At 69.5% G+C, this 23,398-nt stretch carries 28 protein-coding genes; 12 read left to right on the top strand and 16 right to left on the bottom strand.

All coding sequences use genetic code 11. The features are described 5' to 3' along the window. Positions 1-14: 14 nt before the first annotated feature. The 6 genes from BJQ94_RS13630 to BJQ94_RS13605 all read left to right on the top strand — a co-directional run bounded on the left by BJQ94_RS13630 (position 15) and on the right by BJQ94_RS13605 (position 4,629). Positions 15-353 (top strand): HepT-like ribonuclease domain-containing protein, encoded by a 339-nt coding sequence (locus BJQ94_RS13630; RefSeq protein ID WP_265399198.1) that lies wholly within the window; start codon positions 15-17, stop codon positions 351-353. 107 nt (positions 354-460) lie between these two features. Further along, entirely contained in the window at positions 461-691 is a 231-nt protein-coding gene (locus tag BJQ94_RS13625) for a hypothetical protein (RefSeq protein WP_265399197.1), read from the top strand. 52 nt (positions 692-743) lie between these two features. Next, the gene (locus BJQ94_RS13620; RefSeq protein WP_265399196.1) at positions 744-995 is read left to right on the top strand and encodes a type II toxin-antitoxin system PemK/MazF family toxin; all 252 of its coding nucleotides are present in this window, start codon (positions 744-746) and stop codon (positions 993-995) included. Between the two features lie 195 nt (positions 996-1,190). Then, the gene (locus BJQ94_RS13615; protein WP_265399195.1) at positions 1,191-2,663 is read left to right on the top strand and encodes a peptide MFS transporter; all 1,473 of its coding nucleotides are present in this window, start codon (positions 1,191-1,193) and stop codon (positions 2,661-2,663) included. A 147-nt stretch (positions 2,664-2,810) separates the two neighbouring features. Next, positions 2,811-4,283 carry a peptide MFS transporter gene (locus BJQ94_RS13610; RefSeq protein WP_265399194.1) on the top strand — a complete coding sequence of 491 codons (1,473 nt, stop codon included), beginning with the start codon at positions 2,811-2,813 and terminating at the stop codon, positions 4,281-4,283. A gap of 184 nt (positions 4,284-4,467) precedes the next feature. Then, on the top strand, positions 4,468-4,629 hold the full coding sequence (locus BJQ94_RS13605) for a hypothetical protein (protein ID WP_265399193.1): 162 nt from the start codon (positions 4,468-4,470) through the stop codon (positions 4,627-4,629). Positions 4,630-4,664: 35 nt separating this feature from the next. Here the strand turns inward: BJQ94_RS13605 and BJQ94_RS13600 are convergent, their stop codons facing one another. After that, positions 4,665-5,036, bottom strand: coding sequence for a DUF1294 domain-containing protein (locus tag BJQ94_RS13600; RefSeq protein WP_265399192.1), 372 nt, complete (start codon positions 5,034-5,036; stop codon positions 4,665-4,667). Between the two features lie 106 nt (positions 5,037-5,142). On the opposite strand from BJQ94_RS13600, the gene BJQ94_RS13595 reads away from it, so the two are divergent. Both BJQ94_RS13595 and BJQ94_RS13590 read left to right on the top strand, forming a co-directional pair. Next, on the top strand, positions 5,143-7,317 hold the full coding sequence (locus BJQ94_RS13595; RefSeq protein WP_265399191.1) for an elongation factor G-like protein EF-G2: 2,175 nt from the start codon (positions 5,143-5,145) through the stop codon (positions 7,315-7,317). Positions 7,318-7,451: 134 nt separating this feature from the next. Then, a complete protein-coding gene (locus BJQ94_RS13590; protein ID WP_265399190.1) occupies positions 7,452-8,045 on the top strand; it encodes a dihydrofolate reductase family protein in 594 nt (197 codons plus the stop codon). A 38-nt stretch (positions 8,046-8,083) separates the two neighbouring features. Here BJQ94_RS13590 and BJQ94_RS13585 read toward each other — a convergent pair whose 3' ends face one another. Beyond that, positions 8,084-9,208: a hypothetical protein gene (locus tag BJQ94_RS13585; RefSeq protein ID WP_265399189.1), complete on the bottom strand. Its 1,125-nt coding sequence runs from the start codon at positions 9,206-9,208 to the stop codon at positions 8,084-8,086. A gap of 117 nt (positions 9,209-9,325) precedes the next feature. Between BJQ94_RS13585 and BJQ94_RS13580 the strand changes: the two genes are divergently transcribed. Further along, the gene (locus BJQ94_RS13580; protein ID WP_265399188.1) at positions 9,326-9,940 is read left to right on the top strand and encodes a heme-binding protein; all 615 of its coding nucleotides are present in this window, start codon (positions 9,326-9,328) and stop codon (positions 9,938-9,940) included. A gap of 232 nt (positions 9,941-10,172) precedes the next feature. Continuing rightward, positions 10,173-10,691, top strand: coding sequence for a phosphohydrolase (locus BJQ94_RS13575; protein WP_265399187.1), 519 nt, complete (start codon positions 10,173-10,175; stop codon positions 10,689-10,691). Positions 10,692-10,758: 67 nt separating this feature from the next. On the opposite strand, the gene BJQ94_RS13570 is transcribed toward BJQ94_RS13575, so the two are convergent. From BJQ94_RS13570 to BJQ94_RS13550, 5 genes are all read right to left on the bottom strand, one after another. Continuing rightward, a complete protein-coding gene (locus BJQ94_RS13570; RefSeq protein WP_265399186.1) occupies positions 10,759-11,217 on the bottom strand; it encodes a VOC family protein in 459 nt (152 codons plus the stop codon). A gap of 427 nt (positions 11,218-11,644) precedes the next feature. Then, a complete protein-coding gene (locus BJQ94_RS13565; protein WP_265399185.1) occupies positions 11,645-13,726 on the bottom strand; it encodes a glycogen debranching N-terminal domain-containing protein in 2,082 nt (693 codons plus the stop codon). A 61-nt stretch (positions 13,727-13,787) separates the two neighbouring features. Further along, complete coding sequence (locus BJQ94_RS13560) at positions 13,788-14,696, bottom strand: carbohydrate ABC transporter permease (protein WP_265399184.1); 909 nt, start codon at positions 14,694-14,696, stop codon at positions 13,788-13,790. After that, positions 14,693-15,787 carry a sugar ABC transporter permease gene (locus BJQ94_RS13555; protein WP_265399183.1) on the bottom strand — a complete coding sequence of 365 codons (1,095 nt, stop codon included), beginning with the start codon at positions 15,785-15,787 and terminating at the stop codon, positions 14,693-14,695. Before BJQ94_RS13555 ends, BJQ94_RS13560 begins: the two co-directional genes overlap by 4 nt. 5 nt (positions 15,788-15,792) lie before the next feature. Beyond that, entirely contained in the window at positions 15,793-17,052 is a 1,260-nt protein-coding gene (locus tag BJQ94_RS13550) for an extracellular solute-binding protein (protein ID WP_265399182.1), read from the bottom strand. A gap of 183 nt (positions 17,053-17,235) precedes the next feature. On the opposite strand from BJQ94_RS13550, the gene BJQ94_RS13545 reads away from it, so the two are divergent. Continuing rightward, positions 17,236-18,285, top strand: coding sequence for a LacI family DNA-binding transcriptional regulator (locus BJQ94_RS13545; protein ID WP_265399181.1), 1,050 nt, complete (start codon positions 17,236-17,238; stop codon positions 18,283-18,285). A gap of 81 nt (positions 18,286-18,366) precedes the next feature. Then, a complete protein-coding gene (locus tag BJQ94_RS13540) occupies positions 18,367-18,747 on the top strand; it encodes a VOC family protein (protein WP_265399180.1) in 381 nt (126 codons plus the stop codon). 178 nt (positions 18,748-18,925) lie between these two features. Here the strand turns inward: BJQ94_RS13540 and BJQ94_RS13535 are convergent, their stop codons facing one another. The 9 genes from BJQ94_RS13535 to BJQ94_RS13495 form a co-directional block, all read right to left on the bottom strand. Further along, on the bottom strand, positions 18,926-19,492 hold the full coding sequence (locus BJQ94_RS13535) for a GrpB family protein (protein WP_265399179.1): 567 nt from the start codon (positions 19,490-19,492) through the stop codon (positions 18,926-18,928). Positions 19,493-19,553: 61 nt separating this feature from the next. Continuing rightward, positions 19,554-20,099, bottom strand: a complete 546-nt coding sequence (locus BJQ94_RS13530; RefSeq protein ID WP_265399178.1) for a cysteine hydrolase family protein — start codon at positions 20,097-20,099, stop codon at positions 19,554-19,556. 95 nt (positions 20,100-20,194) lie between these two features. Then, entirely contained in the window at positions 20,195-20,557 is a 363-nt protein-coding gene (locus BJQ94_RS13525; protein ID WP_265399177.1) for a hypothetical protein, read from the bottom strand. 31 nt (positions 20,558-20,588) lie between these two features. Continuing rightward, entirely contained in the window at positions 20,589-20,795 is a 207-nt protein-coding gene (locus tag BJQ94_RS13520) for a hypothetical protein (RefSeq protein ID WP_265399176.1), read from the bottom strand. A gap of 63 nt (positions 20,796-20,858) precedes the next feature. Further along, positions 20,859-21,488 (bottom strand): Trp biosynthesis-associated membrane protein, encoded by a 630-nt coding sequence (locus tag BJQ94_RS13515; RefSeq protein WP_265399175.1) that lies wholly within the window; start codon positions 21,486-21,488, stop codon positions 20,859-20,861. After that, positions 21,485-22,060, bottom strand: a complete 576-nt coding sequence (locus tag BJQ94_RS13510; RefSeq protein WP_265399174.1) for a DUF6286 domain-containing protein — start codon at positions 22,058-22,060, stop codon at positions 21,485-21,487. The genes BJQ94_RS13515 and BJQ94_RS13510 overlap by 4 nt, the downstream gene beginning before the upstream one ends. Beyond that, complete coding sequence (locus BJQ94_RS13505; RefSeq protein ID WP_265399173.1) at positions 22,060-22,416, bottom strand: hypothetical protein; 357 nt, start codon at positions 22,414-22,416, stop codon at positions 22,060-22,062. The genes BJQ94_RS13510 and BJQ94_RS13505 overlap by 1 nt, the downstream gene beginning before the upstream one ends. After that, positions 22,416-22,604, bottom strand: a complete 189-nt coding sequence (locus BJQ94_RS13500) for a DUF2273 domain-containing protein (protein WP_265399172.1) — start codon at positions 22,602-22,604, stop codon at positions 22,416-22,418. Before BJQ94_RS13500 ends, BJQ94_RS13505 begins: the two co-directional genes overlap by 1 nt. Then, the gene (locus BJQ94_RS13495) at positions 22,601-23,071 is read right to left on the bottom strand and encodes an Asp23/Gls24 family envelope stress response protein (protein WP_265399171.1); all 471 of its coding nucleotides are present in this window, start codon (positions 23,069-23,071) and stop codon (positions 22,601-22,603) included. Before BJQ94_RS13495 ends, BJQ94_RS13500 begins: the two co-directional genes overlap by 4 nt. Positions 23,072-23,398 lie beyond the last annotated feature (327 nt).

Below are 23,398 nucleotides of genomic sequence, written 5' to 3'. Positions count from 1 at the left end.
GGGAGCGTGGCACAATGACTCACGAATTCGACCGGACGGATGCGCTGCTGGCCGACATCCGGGATCTGGTTCGTCACGCGAACCTCATCACGGCTCGCGGGCGAGAAGTGTTCTTCGACCGAGCCGATCGCACCCAGCAGCTCGCGGCGAAAGCCATCGTGATCGACCTGCAGACCGCCGTCGAGCGGTTGCCTGAGGCCTATCGGGACCAGCACCCACGCGTGGCGTGGACGGAGCTGCGGGCTATGCGTAACTACCTCGCCCATGACTACGCGAACACCGATTACCAGATCGTCTGGAATGCGCTCGTCACGGACTTTCCTCGGCTACTGGTGCAACTGGGGATTGACTAGCGCGGGCGGAAAAGTCGAGAGTGCGCCTCATCTGAGGCCCACCCGTGGGCTGGAGAAAAACGAATCGTGTAGTGGATTTGTCTTACGTGCTGTCGTATTCTTGTTCCATGGCCGTCATCAATTTCAGAACCGATGAACCCGCTCAGCGGGCTCTGGATGAGCTGACCGCGGATGGCGCGACGGTGTCCACAGCTATTCGTCAGGCGCTGGTGGATGCTGCCCGCCTACGTCGGCGAGAGAAGATGCGCTACGAATCCACCGTTCTGCTCGAGGACGAGGCGGATCGTGCCGAAAGCCGTGCCGTTCTCCAAGAGATGGAAGACCTGCGTGCGTGGTGACATCCACCGCCTGACCGCACCGCGAGGCACCCGCGGACACGAGCAGGCAGGTGTGCGCTACGCCATCGTTCTGCAGTCCGATGACCTCACGCTCTCGACCGTGTTGGTCGCGCCCACCTCGCGTTCGGCCAGACCCCAGAGCTTTCGCCCGACAATCACAATCGGCGGGGAATCCACCCAGATGCTCATCGAGCAGACGGCAGCGGTCGCGCCGGAGCGTCTCGGCACTCTCGTCGGGCACGTCAGTCGGGCCGAGCTTGATGAGATCAACGACGCGTTGCGATTGGCGCTGGAGCTTGATTAGGGCTCGTGCGGGGCGGCCGCGCTAGAAGCCGGCTCGCGCAAGGCGGTAAGTCTTGCAGCTTGAAGGGTGGCCCGCCGCCGCAAGGCCGAAAAACCACCCACCGCTCGCAGAGCCCGCCCCACGCGCCCGGCGCCCGGGCAGGCTCGGCGCAACCCAGAGGTCGTGCTCCGCGCGCCTCAGGCGTACCTTGTCAGCATGGCGAAGATCGCCGAGCCTGGGCCAGAGATCGCACAGGACGACCACCGATTCTTCGGTCAGCCGCGGGCGCTGGCCAGCATCTTCGGCGTGGAGATGTGGGAGCGGTTCTCCTTCTACGGGATGCAGGGCATCCTGCTGCTCTACCTCTACTACTCGGCGACCGAGGGCGGCCTCGGGATACCGCAGGCCACGGCGGCCGGGATCGTCGGGGCGTACGGCGGGGCGGTGTACCTCTCCACCATCGTGGGCGCCTGGGTCGCCGACCGGCTGGCCGGCTCCGAGCGGGTGCTCTTCGTCAGTGCGGTGATCATCATGTGCGGGCACATCGCCCTGGCCCTGATTCCGGATGTCGCCGGCGTGATCGTGGGCCTCATCCTGATCGCCCTCGGCAGCGGCGGTCTCAAGGCCAACGCCACGTCGGTGGTGGGAACGCTCTACCGCCGGGAGGATCCCCGGCGCGATGCGGGGTTCTCGATCTTCTACCTCGGCATCAACCTGGGCGCGTTCTTCGGCCCCTTGCTCACCGGGCTGCTGCAGTCCACCCTGGGCTTCCACTACGGTTTCGGCCTGGCCGCGGTGGGGATGGCGATCGGCCTCACCCAGTACTCGTTCGGCCGCAAGCGTCTGCCCGCCTCATCCCGCGCGGTGCCCGACCCGCTGCCGCGACGCCGGTACCTGCCCTACGGGGCCATTGCGGCCGGGGGCATCGTGCTGATCGTGGTGCTGGTGCTCACGGGCGTCATCACGGCGTCGAACCTGGTGACCATCGTGATCGGGGTGACGATCGTGGCCTCCGTGTCGTACTTCATCGTGATCCTCAGCAACCGGCACATCTCCACGGTCGAACGCCGCCGGGTGTACGCGTTCATCCCGCTGTTCATCGCGAGTGTGGCGTTCTGGTCGCTCTATCAACAGCAGTTCACGGTCGTGACGATCTACTCCGACGAGCGGCTGAACCGCAACCTGTTCGGCTGGGAGATGCCGGTGCCCTGGGTGCAGTCGATCAACCCAGTCTTCATCATCGTGCTGTCGGGGGTGTTCGCCGCGCTCTGGACCCGCTGGGGCGCGTCGCAGCCGTCCACGCCGGTGAAGTTCGCGTTCGGCACGGGCATCATGGGCGTGGCGTTCCTGTTGTTCCTCCCGTTCGCCGGGGGAGCGCCGAATTCCACCCCGTTGCTCGCGCTGATCGGCATTCTGCTGGTCTTCACGATTGCCGAGCTGCTGCTCTCGCCGGTGGGGCTGTCGGTCTCCACCAAGCTTGCGCCGGAGCTGTTCAAGACGCAGATGGTGGCCCTGTTCTTCCTCTCGGTGGCCCTGGGCACCGCCATTTCGGGTGTGCTGGCCCAGTGGTACGCCACCGCGCCCGAGCTGCTGTACTTCGGGGTGCTCGGCGGCATCGCCATTGTGCTGGGCATCATCCTGGGGCTGTTCACCCGGCCCATCCTGCGGCTGATGAGCGGGGTTCGCTAGCGCCCGGCCGGGTCAGAAGTGGGGGCGTCCGGCGATGCGCGGACTATGCGCCGCTGCGCTGGTGGCGCGCCACCCGCGAAGCGGCGCGGCACCCGCGCTCGACCCTAAAGGACCTTGGCCCCCCGCCCCCGGAGTAGGGTCAGGACAATGACGAAGATCGCGGAGCCTGATTCAGACACCCTCCAGGACGACCACCGATTCTTCGGTCAACCCCGGGCGCTGGCGAGCATCTTCGGCGTGGAGATGTGGGAGCGCTTCTCGTTCTACGGGATGCAGGGCATCCTGCTGCTGTATTTGTACTACTCGGCGGCCGAGGGCGGCCTCGACATTCCGCAGGCCACGGCGGCGGGCATCGTCGGCGCGTACGGCGGCGCGGTCTACCTCTCCACGATCCTGGGCGCCTGGGTCGCCGACCGGCTGGCCGGCTCGGAGCGGGTGCTCTATGTGAGCGCCGTCGTGATCATGGTGGGGCACCTCGCCCTGGCCCTGATCCCCGGCGTCGCCGGCGTGATCGTCGGCCTGATCATGATCGCGCTCGGCAGCGGCGGCCTCAAGGCCAATGCCACCTCCGTGGTCGGGGCGCTGTACCGCAAGGACGATCCCCGGCGCGACGCCGGCTTCTCGCTGTTCTACCTCGGCATCAACCTGGGCGCGTTCTTCGGCCCGATCCTCACCGGGCTGCTGCAGTCCACCATCGGCTTCCACTACGGCTTCGGCCTGGCCGCCGTGGGCATGGCGATCGGTCTGACCCAGTACTCGTTCGGGCGCAAGCACCTGCCCGAGTCGTCGCGCCAGGTGCCCGCGCCGCTGCCGCGCAGCCAGTACCCGCGCTACGCGCTGATCGCCGCCGCGGCCATCGTGCTCATAGTGGTGCTCGTGCTCACGGGGATCATCACCGCCACAAACCTGGTGACCATCGTGATCGGCGTGACGATCGTGGCATCCGTGTCGTACTTCATCGTGATTCTCAGCCACAAGAGCATCACCACAGTTGAACGCAAGCGCGTGTACGCGTTCATCCCGCTGTTCATTGCGAGTGTGGCGTTCTGGTCGCTCTACCAACAGCAGTTCACGGTCGTGACGATCTACTCCGACGTGCGCCTGGACCGAACGCTGCTCGGCTGGGAGATGCCGGTGTCGTGGGTGCAGTCGATCAACCCGGTCTTCATCATCGTGTTGTCGGGCGTGTTCGCCATGCTCTGGACCAAGTGGGGCGCCAAGCAGCCGTCCACCCCGGTGAAGTTCGCGTTCGGCACCGCGATCATGGGCCTCGCCTTCCTGGCGTTCCTGCCGTTCGCCGGGGGAGCGGCCAACTCGACTCCGCTGCTGGCGATGGTGGGCATCCTGCTGGTCTTCACCGTGGCCGAGCTGCTGCTCTCCCCGGTGGGACTGTCGGTCTCCACCAAGCTCGCGCCCGAGCTGTTCAAGACGCAGATGGTCGCGCTGTTCTTCCTGTCGGTGGCCCTGGGCAGCGCGATCTCCGGGCTGTTGGCCCAGTGGTACGCGGTGGCACCCGAGCAGCTGTACTTCGGGGTGCTCGGTGGCATCGCCATCGTGCTCGGCGCCATCCTGGCGCTGTTCACCCGGCCGATCCTGCGGCTGATGAGCGGGGTGCGGTAGCCGAACTCGGGGCAGATCACCGAGGTGCGGATGTCTGCGGGGCTCGTCGGGGTGCCGCGGATGGTGATGCGCGGGCAAGGCGCCGCTGCGCGCCTGGCACGCCACCCGCGAAACGGCGTGCAGCCCGCGCAACGGCGTGTCGACCCGGTGGGCCGGGCGCGGAGTGTCTTGGTAGGTTTGCCCCATGTTCAGCTCATGGGGGATCCTCGTCTACTTTCTTATCCTCGCCCTTGCCGTGGGGCTCGTCGCCTTCGCCCTGTTCTGGGTGATCCGGCTGGGCGTGCGGTTCGGGCTGCGCGATCACGCCACGTGGCTGCAGGCGCGCACCCGGCCCTCGCCCGAGTAACGGCCCGGATGTGCCGAGCCGCGTAATTGCCGCTGTTACGACAGCGAGCGCGTGATCCAGTCCACGAGCACAGAGAACACCGGCGTGGCGAAAACCGCGAACACCACCAGGTTCACGACCACGGTCGCCCAGAACGCCCGGCGGAAGCTGACCTTCTGGGTCTTGTGCCGCAGAGTCTGCTGGGCGACGATGGCGCCCGGCCAGCCGCCGATGAGGCCCAACCCGAGCAGAGTCTTCTCCGGCACCCGCCGGCGATCGCCCCGAGCGGCGGACTTGTCGACCGCGTACACGACGAAGCAGACGATGCTGGCCACGAGATAGAGCCCGGCGACCCAGAGCGGGATCGGCCAGAGGGCAGTCACGACGAGGTAGCCGATCACGAACAGGAGCACCGGCAGGTAACGCATGGATCGAGCGTAACGGCCCGGGCCGGCTGCCCTTGCCGTTCGGTCGGGTGTGGGTATCAATCGGTTAGAACGGTGCACATCAAGACGACGACGTCGGGAGCTGCTCATGACGGGTAAAGGCACACAGGATGCGGCGAAGGGCCGCGGCGGCGCGGAGCAACGGCGGGCATCAGCGTCGGGCGCACCGGTCGACCAGCCGGAGAAGATCCGCAACGTGGCCCTGGTCGGCCGCTCCGGCGCCGGCAAGACCCTGCTCGCCGAAGCGCTGCTCGCGGCCACGGGCGCCCTCACCCGGCTGGGCTCGATCGAGGCGGGCAGCACGGTGAGCGACTCCGACCCGTCCGAGATTCACCAGCAACGCTCGGTCACGCTGTCGGTGCTGCCGCTGGCGGTGGCCGAGATCAAGGTGAACCTGCTCGACACCCCGGGCTACGCCGACTTCATCGGCGAGCTGCGGGCCGGGCTGCGGGCGGCGGATGCGGCCCTGTTCGTGGTCTCGGCCGTGGACGGGGTCGACGCCGCGACCACGGCGCTCTGGGCGGAGTGCGACCGGATCGGGATGCCGCGCGCGGTCGTCATCAGCCGGATCGATCATCCGCGGGCCTCGTATGACGCGGTGCTCGCGGCCTGCCAGGACGCCTTCGGTGCGGCGGTGCTGCCCCTGGCGGTGCCGATCCGCCACGGCGGCAGCATCACCGGGCTGCTCAGCCTGCTGACCGGCACGGTGTCCGAGCGCAGCGACGACGTGGCCCAGGAGACCGGCGGGCGGCCGGCGACCGCGGACGAACGCGCCGACGCGGAGCCGGCGCGGGCGACGTTGATCGAGGGGATCATCGCCGAGAGCGAGGACGAGACCCTGTTGGACCGGTACCTCGGCGGCGCCGAGATCGCGCTGGACACCCTCACCGCCGACCTGGAGATCGCCGTGGCCCGCGGGCGGTTCTACCCGGTGCTGGCGACCGCCGCGGAGACCGGGGTGGGCCTGGGCGAACTGCTGGACCTGCTCACCGGCGCGTTCCCCACCCCGCTCGAGCGGGCGCTGCCGGTGGTGACCGACCTCGACGGCCACCCGGTTGGGCCGGTGGCCTGCGACCCCAACGGCCCGCTGGTGGGCGAGGTGGTGCGCACCACCATCGACTCGTTCCTGGGCCGGGTGTGCCTGGTGCGCATCTTCTCCGGCACCCTGCGCGAAGACTCCATCGTGCACATCGGCGGGCACGGGCTCACCGACCGGGGCCACCAGGACCACGACAGCGACGAACGCGTCACCCACCTGCAATCCCCGCTCGGCGCCACCCTCCGGCCGGTGCCGTACTGCGTGGCGGGCGACATCTGCGCGCTCACCCGGCTCACCGACGCCGAGACCGGCGACACCGTCTCCGACCGGGAGAACCCGGTGCTGGTGGAGGCGTGGGAGATGCCCGAACCGCTGATGCCCGTGGCCGTGCAGGGCGAGGCGCACAGCGACGACGACGCGCTGGCCAAGAACCTCGGCAAGGTCGCCGCCGTGGACCCGACCCTGCGAGTGGAACGCAACAGCGAAACCCACCAGCTGGTGCTGTGGTGCATGGGCGAGGCGCACGCCGAAGTGGTGCTCGACCGGCTGCGCGCCCAGGGCGTGCACGTGCAAACCGTCGACGTGATCACGCCGCTGCGAGAGACATTCGCCACGCCGGCCGCCGCCCGGGGCCGGCACGTCAAACAGTCCGGCGGCCACGACCAGTTCGGCATCTGCGACATCGAGGTGGAACCGCTCGCCCGCGGGGCCGGGTTCGAGTTCGTGAACCGGGTCGTCGGCGGCGCGATCCCCGGACACTACATCGACTCGGTGGAGAAGGGCGTGCGGGCGCAGCTGCAGAAGGGTGTGGCGGCGGGATTTCCCGTGGTGGACATCCGGGTGACGCTGGTGGGCGGCAAGACGCACAGTGTCGATTCGTCGGATGCCGCGTTTCAGGCCGCCGGCGCGCTGGCGTTGCGGGAGGCCGCGCGGATCAGTCGCATCCAGCTGCTCGAGCCGGTCTCGACGGTGACCATCAGCGTGCCCGACACCTTCGTGGGCGCGGTGATGACCGACCTGTCCACCCGACGCGGCCACATGACCGGCACGACCGCGGTCGACGGTGAGCGCACCGAGGTGAGCGCCGAGATCCCGGATGCCGAACTGCTGCGATATGCCATCGAGCTCCGGGCGTTGACCGCGGGCAGCGGCTGGTTCCGGCGCGGCTACCTGCGGCACGAGCCGGTGCCGGCCAAGGTGGCGACGGCGGCTGCAGGGGTGTGACCGTAACGCCCGCGGGGATGCTTGCGGCAGGAGCCGATGTCGTCCACTCTGGTGTCGGTGGCCGGTTTCGCCGGGTCGGCCGACTCCGCGGCGGCCGTCGCGGGGATGAACGTGGCGAACGGGAGCGATCGAGTATGACCATTGTGACCTGCGACATCGGGGTGTCCACCGACGGCTACGCGGCGGGCCCGAACCAGAGCCTCGAGCACCCGATCGGCGACGGTAGCGAACACCTGCACCGCTGGATGTTCGAGCGGCCCGACGAGAACGCCGCGGAGATCGCGGCGATCCTGGATGCGGGCGCCTTCATCATGGGCCGCAACATGTTCACCCCCTACCGCGGCGAGTGGGACTACGACTGGCAGGGCTGGTGGGGCGACGAACCGCCGTACCACGCGCCGGTTTTCGTGCTCACCCACTATCCGCGTGAGCCGCTCGTGATGGCGGGCGGCACCACGTTCTACTTCGTCACCGAGGGCATCGAGTCGGCAATGGAGCAGGCTCGCGCCGCGGCGGGAGACAAGCCGGTGGCGATCGCCGGCGGCGCATCCACCGTGCGGCAGTACCTGTCGGCCGGGCTGATCGACGAGCTGCGGCTGCACATCGCGCCGCTGGTGCTCGGCGCCGGCGAGCCGGTGCTCACGCCCGCGGATGACTTCGGCCTGGAACTGGTGAGCTCGGTGGAGAAGGAGTTCGTGACCCACGTCACCTACCGCGTGCGGCACTGATCGCAGTACGACCAGCACCGCTACGCCGGCGCCCGCTCTTAGCGGGTCTGGGCGATGATCGCTCCAGCGACGGTGGCCGCTCCGTCGGAGGACACACCGTAGAGCGTCTGCCCCAGGGTGAAGTACACGGGCGAGCGCGGCCCATCCTCCCGACGGGCCTGCAGCGCCGTCTCGCCGTCGACCGCCCCGACCAGAACGACGGGCTCGAGCGCCGACGCGATATCGGGCATCGTCGCCAGTTCGTCGATGACCGACTCGAAATCACGCACCACGGTGATGTCGGTGTACCCGTAGCCTTCGGCGAATAGTTCGCACCGGAACACCCCGATTCGCGCTTCGACCGCGTCGGCGAGCGCGTCGATCGGCAGAGCGCGCGCATCCGCCAGGCTGTACTTCACTGGCGCGCCGTCAAGCTGGAGCGCATTTTCAATGCCCGCCTGGTCGAGGCCGCCGTCGCAGCGGGCTTCTCCCGCCCGGACCGGCAGGTGTGGCCAGCTCAGCTGTTCGGCGGTCGCCGTGGTGATGGCCGCGAAGGTCGTTTCCGCGGCCGGCATCATGGCATCGAGCACGCCCGCGAACGCAGCGCCCTCGAACCGGCTCCCGCCGCTGATGAGACCGGACGAGGTGACTCGCACGTCGACCCAGGCGGACCCCACGGGGGCGGAGATCCACCACCCGGTTTCGCCCGCGCTGGTTGTCGCCTCCACCGACCCGACAGTTCGGTGTTCCTCGGAGGGAGTATCACCGGCGTACGGGGGCACCCACTCGGCCGCCGCATCGGGCAGCACCTCAACGCTCAGATACGCCCAATCGCCCTGCTCGGCACTGATCCCCAATTGCCCGGCACCAACCCGCCACGAGCAGGCGATCCCGCCGGCTCCGGTGAGCAGTGCCTGCTCGACGGCCTGCGAGGGTTGCACGGCCTCCACCGGGTCGGGCGTGGTGCCATCGGTACCCGTCAACGCACGGGCTGCGTCGTCGGATGACACCAGATCGCCGCAGGTGAGCGGCGTGGGCGTCTCAACGGGTTCGGCGCTGGCGCTCTGCTCAACTGAGGCGCTGTGCTCAACAGGGGCGCTGGGCTGCGGCGCGGCCGCGCAGGACGCCAGCGAGGCGGTCAGCAGAACAAGGGCGGTGGCGGTACCAAAGCGCAGAGATCGCATGCCCCGACCCTAACGGCGCAACCGCGAGTGACGCGGCGCAGTCCTCGAACCGTCAGACCCAGACGCGGTCGGCATCCGAGTGAACGTAGTAGGCGCGCATCGGAGTAGCGTGAAACCGTGACCGAGCAACAGCCCTACGACGTGGTGCAGAGCTTCGACGAGTTCGAACTGCGCCGCTACCCCGAACATGTGCTCGCCGAAGTGGTCGTGACCGGGGCGTTCGATGACGTCGGCAACAGGGCCTTCCGCTACCTCTTCGCCTACATCAGCGGAGAGAACATCTCCCGCAGCCGGGTGGCGATGACCGCGCCCGTGGTGCAGGATGCGGTGTCGTCGCGTATCGCGATGACCGCGCCGGTCGTGCAGCAGCCGGTGGACGGCGCCGAGGGCAGTTTTCGGGTGGCGTTCGTGCTGCCCGCGGGCCTCACGGCCGAGACCGCGCCGCGCCCGACCGACCCGCAGGTGAACCTTCGCACCGTGGCCGGGAGCGTTGTGGCGGTGACCCGGTATCGCGGGCGCTGGACCCAGGACGGCTACACCCGGCATCTGCAGGAGCTGAGATCGGCCATTGCCGAAGCCGGGCTCAGGTCGACGGGTGAGCCGAGATTCGCCCGGTTCGATCCGCCGTTCAAGCCCGCCTTCATGCGCCGCAACGAGGTGATGATCGATATCGCCGAGGTCGGAGACGACAACGGCACCCCGCCGCCGGCTGATGGTGCTCGCGGGGCGTGAGGCCGGCCGGACGCGCGGTGCGCGGGCAAGGCGCCGTTTCGCGGGTGGCGCGCTGCCCGCGGAGCGGCGTGTGACCCGCGTTTCGCGGTGCGCGGGTACGGCGCCGTTACGCGGGTGGTGCGCATCCGTGGCGTTGTGCCCGCGAAGCGGCGCGTGACCCGCGCATCTCAGCTGGCGCGGTCGGGTGCGCTAGCGTCGAAGGAGACCGACTGTTCGCCTTCGAGGAGTTGCCATGACACTCAGCACCGCCCCATCCGGCACCGACCCAGAGGATGCCGAGGGCGACGGTGTGCATAAACCGGCGGCCGGCAGCCTGGAGGCGGCGATCGCGCTGGCCCGGGCGGCGCATGCGGGGCAGGTCGACAAGCTCGGGGTGGACTACATCGAGCATCCGCTGGGCGTGATGGACCGGGTGCACACCGTGCGCGAGAAGACCGTGGCCGTGCTGCACGACGTGGTCGAAGACACCCCGGTGACCCTCGATGACCTGCGCGCGCAAGGCTTCGAGGAGAGCCTCGTGCTGGCCGTGGATGCGCTGACCAAACGGGCCGGGGAACCCCTCGCGGCGTCGATGGCCCGGGTGGCCGCCGACCCGCTGGCGCTCGTCGTGAAGCACGCCGACCTTGCCCACAACGCGAACCCCGCACGCCAGGCCGCGCTGCCCCCGGAGACGCGCGAGCGGCTGACGGCCAAATACGAGGAGTCGGCGCGGCTGCTCGGCACGACACTGTCGGCGCTACTCGGCCCCTGAGCCGATCACCGCAGGGCCGGGACGGGGAGAGCGTGCGAGGTGGGCAGCTGTCGAGGCGACGCGACGCTCAGGTCGAGAAGTCGGGCGCATCCTCAGGCAGGGCCCCGGCATCCAGCTCCTGGAACAGAGTGACCTGCAGCCCGGCCGGCGCATCCATTCTGGAGTTGATCGAGCGCCACGGCGTTTCGCGGGGCGTGGCGATGAGGACCGCGCCGGCGTCGACGAGCCGGTCGGTCGTGGCGGCGGTGTCGTCCACCTCGAAGGCGATGCGGAGGCGTGCGCTGGGCCGGCCCTCGGCCTCCACCCGGTCGATGAGGCGCACCTGCGCGGGGTTGGAAAGTTCGAGGGTGGCGATGCCTGCGTTGAGGATCACCACCCGGGCGTCGACCTCACCTTCGTAGGACTCCCGTTCGGTCAGGCCCAGCACGTCTCGGTAGAAGGAGACGGCGGCATCGAGGTCCTCGGTCTCGACGACGAGACGCAGTTGCCGAACCGGCGCGGGTGGGGGACTGGTGGGTTCGCTCATGCAGGGATGGTAGCCCGGGTGGGCCTTCCAGAGGGTGCGGGAAACGGGCTTCTGCGCCTTCGGTGGCGTGGCGGAGCGCGGCTCCCGAATCCCGGGGGCGCATTGGCGCCGGGTCGGACGGATCGCGGGTGGTACGCGGGTACGGCGCCGCTACGCGGGTGGCGCGCATCCGTGGCGTGGGACCCGGGCAGCGGCGTGGGACCCGCGTTCGACGGTTCGTGGGTTGTGCGCGGGTGCGGCGCCGTTTCGCGGGTGGCACGCCACCCGCGAAACGGCGCGTAGCCCGCGCAACTCGGACTGGGCCCGCAACCGACCTCGGGTCGGAGCCGGGCCGCCGCCGGACTCGGACTGGGCCCGCGCGCGACCTCGACCCGACCCGACCCGACCGACCCGACCGACCCGACCAACCCGTCCGGGCGGGCCGGGCCTACGGCACCCGGATGCCGGCGGTCAGGCCGTGCACACTGACCTCGCCGACGATGGCGGGCGAGATCGGCGTGGAGGTCACCTCTCCAGTGACCGGATCCCGGTCGAGGCCGAGCACGGTGCCGAGCACGGAGACCGCCGCCGCGGCCGACCAGGCCTGCGGGCGGCACGCCGCCGGGTAGGCACCGGCGGCGGTGACGGCGGATGCGGCGTCGCCGGAGTGCAGCTCGGGCATCCGGTAATCGAAGGACTCGGCCGCGGCGAGGAGGCCGGTGATCAGCTCGCCAGCTTCGGCACCGAAGCCGGCGCGGCCGAGGCCGGCGATGGCGATGGCGGTGTCGTGGGTCCAGACCGAGCCGCCGTGGTAGCTCACCGGCCAGTAACCGGCCGAATCGGTGGACATGGTGCGCAGGCCAAATCCGGAGTTGAGTTCGGGGGAGACCAGCCGGGCGGCGACGAGGGCGGACTCCTCGGCGGAGAGCAGGCCGGTGCCGAGGAGGTGGCCGATGTTGCTGGTCACGGTGTCGACCGGGCGTTTGAACGCGTCCAGGGCCACCGCCGGGTAACGGCCCTCGGGGGAGTCGATCCAGAAGGATTCACGGAACCGGGCCTGGAGGTTCGCGGCCCAGGCGCGCCAGGTGTCGCCGCCGGGCCGGCCGAAGGCGTCGAGCAGGGCGGCGCCGCCGATCGCGGCCTGGTAGGCGTAGGCCTGCACCTCGCAGAGCGCGATCGGGCCGTCGGCGAGACTGCCGTCGCGCCACTGGATCGAGTCGCCGGAGTCCTTCCAGCCCTGGTTCGCCAGGCCGTGCCCGGTGCTGTCGACGTACTCGAGGAACCCGTCGCCGTCACTGTCGCCGAAGTCCCGCATCCAGGCCAGCGCCGCCTCGAGGTGCGGCAGCAGCGCCTCGACCTCGGCGTCGGCCATGCCCCAGCGGTGCGCGTCGGCGAGCAGGCAGATCCACAGCGGGGTGGCGTCGACGGTGCCGTAGTACAGCGGCGGCAGTGACACGTCTTCGCCGGGGATGGTGAACGCGGCCGGGCGCAGCTCGTGCATGATCTTGCCCGGCTGCTCGGCGGTCTCGTCGACGATCTGAGTGCCCTGCAGTTCGGCGAGGATGCGCAGAGTTGAGGCGGCGAGCTCGGTTCCCAACGGCAGCAGGAACCGGGCAGCCCAGATCGAGTCCCGGCCGAACAGGGTGAAGAACCACGGGGCGCCGGCGGCCAGGAACGGCTCCTCCGGCCGCGCGGTCGTGGCCATCCGCAGCCCGGAGAGGTCCTCCAACGCCTTCTGCACCCAGCGGCCCAGCCGGGCATCGCCGGACAGCACCGAGACGCCCGCCCATTCCGGCAGCCCGGGAGCAGCCTGTACAACTGTGGCGGCGTGGTCGATGTCGACGGTCCACGTGACGGTGACGCTGCCGCGGGCCGGCACGGTGACCGCCCAGCTCGCGCCGAGTTCGGTGGGCTGGCCGTGGGCGCCGAGTGGGTCGGCCGAGTGGCGGCCGAGCGCCGCGGCATCCGTGCCCAGCACGCCGTCGCCGCTCACCTGCACGAGCGCCGCCACTGTGGGCGTGGCCAGGCGGATGCCCGCGTCCGTTGTCTGCACCTCGACCACCGGGGTCTCGGGCAGCTCGGCGGCCGGGAACGCGGCCCGCTCGGCCGCGCCGGCCAGACCTGCCTTGACGGTCTGCATATCGGCGAAATCGGCCGTCAGCCGCACCGACACTGTGGTGTCGATCGGTTCGGCCAGCCCGGACTCGACGGTGATGCGTTCGGTGAGCCGGCCGGCGGTGACCGTGCGGGTGACCTGCAGCCGCAGCCGGGGGTCGGCGGTGCGGTCGTCGAGGTGTCGCAGCAGCCCGCTGAAGGTCATCTCGCCCGCACCACGCGACGCCGAGCCGATTGGCTCGCCGGCGGCACCGCCGACCAACAGGCTCCAGCCCGAGAGCACGCGGGTGTCGGCGTGGTACAGGCCGTGGATCGGCAGGCTCGTGCGCCCGTCTAACCCGGACCACGCCTGGGTGGGTGCGGCCAGGACGATGGCGGAATCGTGGAGCAGCGGCTGGACGGGGTGAGAGAACATGAGTGAGGTACGACTCCAGGGTGTTGTGGTGCGGATCGGGGCAAAGAGGCCGGTGGGAGAGTTACTCCTTGACTGCCCCGTCGGTGGTGTTCATGATGCGTTTCTGGAAGATGAAGAACATCACCGCGACCGGGATGGTCATGATCGCCGCCGCGGCAAGCTTGAGCGGGTACTGGGTGCCCTGGCTCAACTGCCCGGAGGCCAGCGACGCGACACCCTTGGTGAGTGTGGTCAGCTCGGCCGATTGGGTGGCCACAATGAAGTGCGACAACTCGTTCCAGGAGCCCTGGAACGACAGGATGATGATGGTCACCAGGGCGGGCCGGGCCATCGGCAACACGATCGACCAGAACACCCGGAAGGTGCCGGCCCCGTCGATGCGGGCCTGCTCCTCGACGCTGGCGGGGATGGACTCGAAGAAGTTCTTCATGATGAACACGCCCGCCGCATCGGTGAGCAACGGCACGATCATCGCCACGTAGGTGTCGTAGATGCCCAGCTGGTTGATCACCAGGAACTTGGGGATCAGCAGCACCACGCCGGGCACGCTCATCACGGCGATGAGCAGCGCGAAGATCACGTTGCGGCCGCGGAAGTGCAACCGGGCCAGGGCGTACCCGGCCAGGGAGTTGAAGAACACCCGGCCGAGGGTGACGAAGACCGTGACGATGGCGGAGTTCTGGAACCAGACCGGGAAGTCCGAGTTGAGGAACAGCCGCTGATAGGCGGCCGTCGACCAGGTCTCGGGGATCAGCGCCATCGGATTGGCGGCGGCATCGCCATCCGTCTTGAAGGAGGTGGCAACCTGCACCAGGAACGGGGCGATGTAGATGATCGCGAGCACGATCAGGATGGCGTAGAGCAGCGACCGGCCGGCGATCGCGCGGGTGGGCAGCTGCTCCCGGCCGAGCGACTTGAGCCGCCGGGACGGGGACTGGCTGCGCACACGGGTTCTCACGGTGGTGCTCATTTGGAACCTCCGGCGGTCGGGGTCTGCACGTACAGGCGCATCCGTCGGGCGGAGACCTTGCGTTCGGCCAGCAGAAAGCGTTGGAACAGGGTGAAGACCACGATGATCACGAACAGGATGAACGCGATCGCGGCGCCCTGGCCCCAGGCCTGGTTGGTGAACGCGGCCTGGTAGGAGAGGTAGGCGGGGGTGAGCGTGGTCTTGCCCGGCCCGCCCTGGGTGCCGGTGTAGATCTGGTCGAAGACCTGCCAGGCGCCGATCAGGCCGAGGGTGAGCACGGTGAACAGGGTGGGCCGCAGCTGGGGGAGGGTGACCCGCCAGAACCGTTGCCAGCCGTTGGCGCCGTCCATCATGGCCGCCTCCACGACGTCGCCGCTGAGGTTCTGCAGCGCGGCGATGAACAGCAGCATGAACGTGCCGCTGGTGGTGAAGACGGCCATCAGGATGAACGCGCTCATGGCAACGGATGGCCCGGCGAGCCATTCCCAGAAGGAGATGCCCAGGAAGGTATTGCCGGTGAGCGCGGCCGGGCCGGTGGTGACGCCGAACACGCCGAGGAGGTTGTGCAGCACGCCGCTGGGGTCATTGAACCAGTTCGGGCCGTTCACCCCGACGAACGCGAGCAGCTTGTTGACGGCGCCGCTGGCGCTGAACAGGAACAGCCAGAGCACCGTGATGGCCACGGAGCTGGTGACCGACGGGAAGTAGAACGCGGTGCGGAAGAAACCGCGTCCGCGCAGGATCTGCCGGTTGACCAGCACCGCCAGGAACAGCGACAGCATCGTCTGGATCGGCACCACCAGGATGACGTACCAGGCGTTGTTGCGCAGCGCCGTGCCGAAGTCCTGTTCGGCCAGACCGCCGCCGCCGACCAGGGCGGAGTAATTGTCGAAGCCCACGAACGATACAGAAGCCGAGAAGGGGCTGCCGCGGCCGTTCCAGTCGGAGAAGCTGACCCAGAGGGCCATCAGCACCGGGATGACCAGGAACATTCCGAGCAGGATGATCATGGGGGCGGTGAAGAGCCACCCCGAGGCGGCCTCGCCGCCCCGGATTCCGGAGCGGCGAGACGTGCGTGCGGGCGTCGACATGGTGACTACTTCAGCAGTGCTTCGAGGTTCTTCTGCGTGGAGTCGAGGATCGCCTGAGCGTCCCCGGTCTTCAGCGACTCGAGCTGCGCGTTCAGGTCGCTCACCACATCCGCGGCGCCCTGCACGTTGGGCACGCCCTTGGCGTAGTCGGCGCCGTCGAGGAAGGGCACCAGGGTGGGGTTGGCGCTCTTCCAGTCGTCGGCGGCGGACTGGATCGAGGGCATCGGGCCGAAGTCGGCGGAGAAGGTGAGCTGGGCGTCCTTGCTGGTGAGCTGCTCAACGAGGTCGAGCGCGGCGGCCTGGTTGGGGCTGTCGGCGGCGATGCCCCAGCAGTTGGTGAACTGCAGGGTGCCCTGGCCCTCGGGGCCGGCCGGCAGCTCGGCGACGGTGTAGTTGACGTCTGGGAAGTCGTTCTTCATCGCGCCGGTGATCCAGTTGCCCTCGATGGTCATGGCGGACAGCTGCTTGCCGAATGCCTCGCCGCCCCAGCCCGCGCCGATGTCGCTGGCGTAGGCCATCACCCCGTCGTTGAGCAGGGACTGGGCGTATTCAAGGCCCGCGACGTTCTCCGCGCTGTTCGCGGTGGCCTCCGTGCTGTCTTCATTCATCAGGCTGCCGCCGGCCTCGGCCATGAACGCGCCAAGGCGGGCGTATTCGCCACCGACGGCCAGTCCCACCTGGGTGCCGGTGGTGAGGGTCTTGCTCACGGTCGCGAGCTCGTCCCAGGTGGTGGGGATGTCGGCATCCGTGAGCCCGGCCGCAGCCCACAGGTCGGTGTTGATGATCAGCTGCAGGGTGGAGAAGTCCTTCGGGGCGCAGTAGAACTTGCCGTCGTAGGTGAAGGAGCTGACCAGGCTCGGGTAGAAGTCATCCTTGTTGGCCAGCTGGTCACCGTAGGCCAGCAACGAGCCGTTCGACGCGTAGCCGGCGAGGGCATCCGTGGAGAGGTAGAAGACGTCGGCGGGCTTCTGCGCGGCGAAGCCCTGGGCGAGCTGCTGGTTGAGGTCGCTGGCCACGCTCACCTCGGCGTCGGTGCCGGAGTCCTTGGACCAGGCGGCCACGGCGACGTTGACCGAGGCGGTCTCGGCGTCGCCGCTGGAGCCGATGAGGATGCTGAGTCCCTGGGAGGAGTCGCTGGTGAGTTCGCCGCCGGAATCGGCAGTGTCGCTGCTGAAACCGGATCCGGAACCACACGCGCTGAGGGTGAGGGCGCCGACCACGGTGAGGCCTGCGCCGATCAGCCAGCGAGAGTTGCGTCGTTGCATCTTGGTGCTCCTTCTGTCGCGCTGCATTGCGCGTCTGCTTGTGTAGTGGTCACAGTAGCCGAATTTATTTGATCGATCAAATCTTTTTTGATCGATCCAAATTTGCGGGATTTTGTGGGAGCAAACGCGGTATTCTGTGGGGGATCGGTGTTGGATCGATCAACTCGTAGGGGAGGGGCGGCCATGGCTTCACTGCCAACCGTGACGGATGTCGCCCTGGCGGCCGGCGTCTCCCGCCAGACCGTCTCGAACGTGATGAACTCGCCCGGCATCGTGCGCGCCGACACCCGGGAGCGGGTCGAGGCCGCGATAGCCCGGCTGGGCTACCGCCCACACGCCTCGGCGCGAAGGTTACGCACCCGACGCAGCTCCACCATCGGCATCCGGCTCGACCCGATGATCGACGGCATCTCGGGGTCGGTGCTCGACAGGTTTCTGCACGCCCTCACCGAGCAGGCCGACCGGCTCGGCCTGCGGGTGCTGCTGTTCACCGCCACCAGCCCCGAAGACGAGATCACCCAGCTGCAGCGGCTGAACGACGGCGCCGATGTGGACGGGTTTGTGCTCACCTCCACCTTCGACGGCGACCCCCGAACGAAATGGCTGATCGAGAACGGGATCTCCTTCGTGACCTTCGGGCGGCCCTGGGGTGTGGACGACATGGACGACCCGCAACACCTCTGGGTGGATGTGGACGGCTGGGCCGGCCTGCACCAGGCCACCCGGGCGCAGCAGGATGCCGGCGCCCGGCGCATCGGCTACATCGGCTGGCCGAGCCCCTCCGGCACCGGCGAGGACCGCCGGCGTGGCTGGCGGGACGCGATGCTCGAGCGTGGTGACGTGACCGAAGCGGAGCTCGACGCACTCGAGGTGGTCACGGTTGACGGTGTGGCCGCCGGGACCGCCGCGATGCAGGAGCTGCGGCGCAGTGCGGGCCGCCTGGACGCCGTGCTCTGCGCGAGCGACTCGCTGGCCCTGGGCGCCATGATCGCCAACCCCGAGCGGGTGCCCGTCACCGGGTACGACAACACCCCCATCGCCGCCGCGATCGGGCTGTCGAGCGTGGACCAGTCCGTGGAGGAGGTGGCGGCCGGGGTGCTCGAGCTGCTGACCGGCGAGTTCGAGGGCAAGGTGCACAACGCGCCGGAGTCGCTCGCGCCGCGGCATCGCATGGTCAAGCCGCGGCTGGTCTCGCGCGAGTTCGCCGCCATCCCGATGGACACGCCGGCCTGACGCGTTGCGACGCCGGCCAGCCGTCAGAGCGCGTCGGCAGACCTCGCCGGGATGTCTGAGGTGCCTGCTAGCGTCGCACCCATGACGACACACCAGATCGCCCTCGGCGCTTACAACCTGGAGGCCCAGGACCCGACCGCGCTCGCCGGATTCTGGGCATCCGTCACCGGGGCCACACCCTCGCCGGGCGGCGAGAGCGTGTACCTGCCGCCGGCCGGCCCCGGCGGATTCGCGATGTTCTTCCAACCGGAGACCGCGCCGCGCCCCGGCCACCAGGCGTCGCACCTGGACCTGACCGTGCCGTGGGGATCGCGACAGGCCGAGGTCGACCGTCTTGTCGGCCTTGGCGCCGTCTACAAGTGGGACGTTCTGGACGAGTTCCCGCACGTGCAGTGGACCACCCTGGCCGACCCGGAGGGCAACCTGTTCTGCGTGGCCGAGCACCCGCCGGCGGGCAGCTGAGCGCAGCCCGCGCAGCAGCGCTTGACCCGCGGTCGGCGATGCGCGGGTGAGGCGCCGTTGCGCGCGTGGCGCGCCACCCGCGAAGCGGCGCGTAGCCCGCGTAGCCCGCGTAGCCCGCGTAGCTCGGCTGGCTGCCCCGCGCAGCTCGGGCGAGGGCAGTGCGGCGGCGCAGGCCGGGTCAGGTCGCGGATGCGGCCTGGCGCCAGGCGCGCGCCCGGCCGAGGACCTCGGCGATGACCGGGGTCTTCGCGTCGGCGTAGTAGTTCATGTCCGTCCAATCGCGGGCGGCGAGGTCGCGCTTGGTGCGGGCATAGAGGGCGCGATCGTCGGCGTTCACCCGCAGCCAGTCGCGCAGGTCGAGGTAGTCCGCCTCGGCCGCGGTCGCGGGAGGGAGCACGTGCAGGTGCACGTCCCGTGCCGGGGTGCGGAGCAGCCGGTGGCCCTCTTCGCGCACCCGGAGCACCCAGCCGGCCTGCTCCAGCGGGCCGACGTAGCCGTCTTCGGCCGTGACATCGGCCACCACCAGCAGCAGGTCGAGGATCGGTTTGGCGGCCAGGCCGGGAACCGAGGTGGAGCCGATGTGGTGCACCGCGAGGGCGACGGGCCCTACCGCGGCCCGGATCGAGTCGATCAGTGCTTTGGCCTGCGCCGGCCAGGCCTCGTCGTACTCGACGACAACAATCTCGCGGTGCTCACGGCCGCCGATCAGGACCGCATCCAATTCGGCATCTCTGGCTTCGCTCATGGATCCAGTCTGGCAGGGTGAACCTGGCCGTTCCGTGGCCGAGTGGCGCGTGCTGGCGGGCCTATCCCGGCAGCAGCCCTGTGCTCGGGATGACGGTGGCGAAGCTGCCGTCGAGGGCCGCCATGAACGAGGCGTGCACGGTGGCACCGGGAACAACGGTGTCACCGAAGGTCAGGTCGGGTGCCGCACAGGCGTCGGCGACGACGGTGACGACAAAACCGAGCTCGTGGGCGGCACGGGTGGTGGAGTCGATGCACATGCTGCTCATCATGCCGACGATCACCAGGTCGGAGACGCCGGCATCCGTGAGGAGGTTGTGCAACCCGGTGCCGATGAAGCTGTTGGGCTCGTGCTTCTCCAGAACCGGTTCTCCGGCGATCGGCGCCACGAGCGGGTGGAAGCCGATTCCCGGTGTATTCGGGAGGAAGAAGGTGGCCCCGGGGTCTGTGGCCACGTGGAAGATATGCACCACGAGCTCGCCGGCGGCACGGAACGTGTCGAGAACAGTGCGGGCCGCGGTCGCGGCCTCGTTCGGGCCGGCGAGGGGGTAGGCGCCCCCGGGGAAGTAGTCGAGTTGGATATCAACGAGGATCAGCGCGCGAGTCATCAGATCAGTATGGCCGCTCCCGCTCATTCGCCGGAGTGTTCCGCCGGTTGCCCCCGGTGCACCCGAGGGGACCGAGGGCAACCTGGTGAGACCGGTTAGCGGCGCTTGGCGAGCACGGACCCCACCGCGGCGACGGCGGCAAGTGCGGCCGAGCCGATGGTGATGACCAGGGCGGGGTTGCGCTTGTAAGCGGCGGAGAGCTTGTCGAGCGTGTTGCCCGCGAAGTCCTGTGCCGACGCGATGACGGCGGAGGTGTCGACATCCTTCAGGGCGGACTTGGCGGTGGCGATGGTGTCGTCGACGGCCTGACGGGCCTGCTCGGCGAGGTCGCCGGCCGTGGCGGCCGCGTCGTCGGCGAGGTTGCCGGCCTTCTTCGCGGCATCCTCGGCGAACGTGCCGGCCTTGGCGGCGGCATCCTCGGCGAAGTCGTGGGCCTGCTGTGCGGTGTTGTCGGTCATGGGTGTCCTTTCGGGTGCGGTGGAAGGGGGGTTAGTGGTGAACGGCCTTGGTGAGGCGCTTGGCGTTGCGCTTGGCCAGCTTCTGGCTGCGGGCGCGCACCTTCTTCACGGTCGGGTCGTTCCAGGCCTTCTTGGCGTTGCGGCGGATCTCGCGGTACCGGCCGCGGCCGGCCTTGGCGCCGATGAGGTAGAACACGAAGGCCACGGCGGCGACGAGGAGGAAACGGAGTGCGGTCATGAGGGGCTGCTTTCTGATTGGCGAACTGAGTGAAGCGAACTGGGTGGGTAGGGGGGCGGATGCTCAGAGCACGCGCTGATTGCGGCCGAGCTGGGCGCGCAGGCCCGACTGGATCGTGAGGCAGCTGGCCGGGGCGTCGCCGACGACGAGGGCGAGGTTTCTCAGCAGCGTGTCGACCTCGTCGGCCACGAGCCGGGGCGACGTGCCCTGCCGGGGCGTGACACCGATGTGCAGCACCGGTTGGCGGCTCACCGTGAAGGCGCCGACGCTGCTGCTGACGAGGTCGGGCCGCTTGTCGAGCGAGTTCTTCAGCGCGTCCACCGCGAAGGAAGTGTCGAGCACAACCTGGTCGGCGCCGGCGGACGGCCGGCCGGCCCGAGTGCTGCTGGGGGAGCGGTAGATCTCCCGGCTGCCGCCGCCGCCCACGCTGGCGATGAGCAGGATCATGCCGATCACGAGGAGGAGCAGCACCGCGAGCGCGGCCAGCATCCACCAACTGAAGCCGGTGCCGGGCACCGGGCTGGCCTCGAGCGCGTCGGCGACAAACTGTGAGGTCTGGCGGCCGGCATACTGCCACTGGTCGGCCCACCACGGCCAGAACTGAAGCGCGGCCGCTGCCGCTCCGGCCGCGAGCAGAATCAGGCCGACTACGAAGATAAAGGTACGGTTGAGCGCCCTGTTGGTGTTGTTCATGAGCCGACCGCTCCCGTCGGGTTGATGCGCACCGTGGCGCGCAGCCCGGGCTTGAGGTTGTACGCGGCGATCTCGTCGTCGACCGCGGCGCGGATGGCGCTCTCGTCGACGGGGATGCCCGAGGTGGGGGTGACATCGACGGTGGCCTGGCGGTGCGACACCGACACGACGGCCTGGCCGTGCGGGATCCGGGCGACGGTTTCGACGCGGCGGGCGAGGCTGGACGCGAGAACGCCGTTGTCCACGAGCACCGCCCGGTTCTCGTCGAGCATCTGATGCCGGGCCGTGCGGCCGGGCAGGATGGCGTGCAGCATCAGCAGTAGCCCGATCAGGGCCAGGGCCACGCCGCCGGCGGTGATGGCGGCCTGCGGTTGCAGGTCCGGCAGCGTGGCCACCCAGTCGAGGGCGGCTTCCGGCGTGACGAGCAGCGGCGGCTGGCCCAGCATCCGCAGCACCAGTTCGACGCCGGCGTAGCCGCAGGCCAGGATGATCAGGCCGGCCAGCACGATGGTGGCCACCGTGCGCGGCGAATGGGTTTCGCGGCGCACGATGCGGGCGTAGGGAGCGCTCATCACCGCACCCGCTCGTCCTGGCTGATGTGCGCCCCGCGCACGCGCACATCCACCCGGCCCACCTGGTTGCCGGTGATGCGGGTGGTGGTGGCGCGGATGGTCGCTTGCGCCTCCTGCACTCGGTGCAGCACCGTGCGGCCGGGGGCACCAGGGGCGACGGTGTCGAGGTCGGGCACCCGGATCGGGGCCACCACGCTCACGCCGAGCAGGCCGTGGTCGTCCTGGAGTGTGACCGTCACCTGGCCTGCGGGCACGCCGAGCGCCTCCGCGGAGACCGCCCGGGCGACGGTGTTCAACGCCCGCTGCCGAACGGTGATGCTGCCGGGGTAGCCGGCGGCGGCGGTGTCGGCGGGCATCAGGAGGTTCGTTTTCCGCTCAGGGCGTTGGCGAGGCCCCGCACGTCGAGTTTGCCCTCGACGATGCGGCCGACGAGCAGCCCGACGGCCATGAACACGGCCACGAGCAGGAAGCCCCAAAACCCGAAGGTCAGCGCCGCGAACGCGAGAACGGCACCGACGGCGAGGCCGGTGACGGTGGCGTTCATGAGACGCGCGGTTCGTCGTCGGCGCCCTGGTCCTCTGTGGGCAGGTGCACGTCGTTGACGAGGATGTTGACCTCGACGACCTCGAGGCCCACCAGGCGGGTGATGGCGGTGGTGACCTGGGTGCGCACGGCGTCGGCGACCTCCTGGATCGGTGCCGGGTACTCCACGACGATCGTGACGTCGACGGCGGCCTGGGTCTCGCCGACCTCCACCTTGATGCCCTGGGTCAGGTCATCCTGGCCGACGGCCCCGCGGATGGCGCCCATCGCCCTGGATGCGCCGCCGCCGAGCGCGTAGACGCCGGGTACCTCGCGGGCGGCGATGCCGGCGACCTTGGAGACCACGCCGTCGGCGATCGTGGTCTTGCCGTGCACGTCTCCGGGGCGGTTCTCGGCGCCGAACTTGGCGGCGCCGTCGACGCGGGCGCCGGGGATGGTGGACGTGGGGTGGTTGTCTTCGTTGGCCATGAGATGCCTCCACAACAGTGTGTCGATTCCGGCCAAGCAGGTTGTTCGGCCGGGGCGAGTAAGTCGCCGTACCTATGAGATGCGCGAAATGGGGATTTCGTCACGGCCTTGACCTTTTTTCTCAGGTGGCTCGCGGATTCGGCCGCGGCGGATGCCCGCTGGCGCGGTGCGCGGTGCGCGGTTCGCGGTTCGCGGTGCGCGGTGCGCGGGTGCGGCGCCGTTCCGCGGGTGGCGCGCCACCCGCGGAACGGCGCGTGGCCCGCGAATCGCCGGCGCACCACCCACGGTGCCATTACTATCGGTGATAGATATTTCGGCCTCGGGCCG

It is taken from the genome of Cryobacterium sp. SO2 (assembly GCF_026151165.2).
GTDB lineage: Bacteria > Actinomycetota > Actinomycetes > Actinomycetales > Microbacteriaceae > Cryobacterium.
This window is presented reverse-complemented; position numbering and strand designations above follow the sequence as displayed.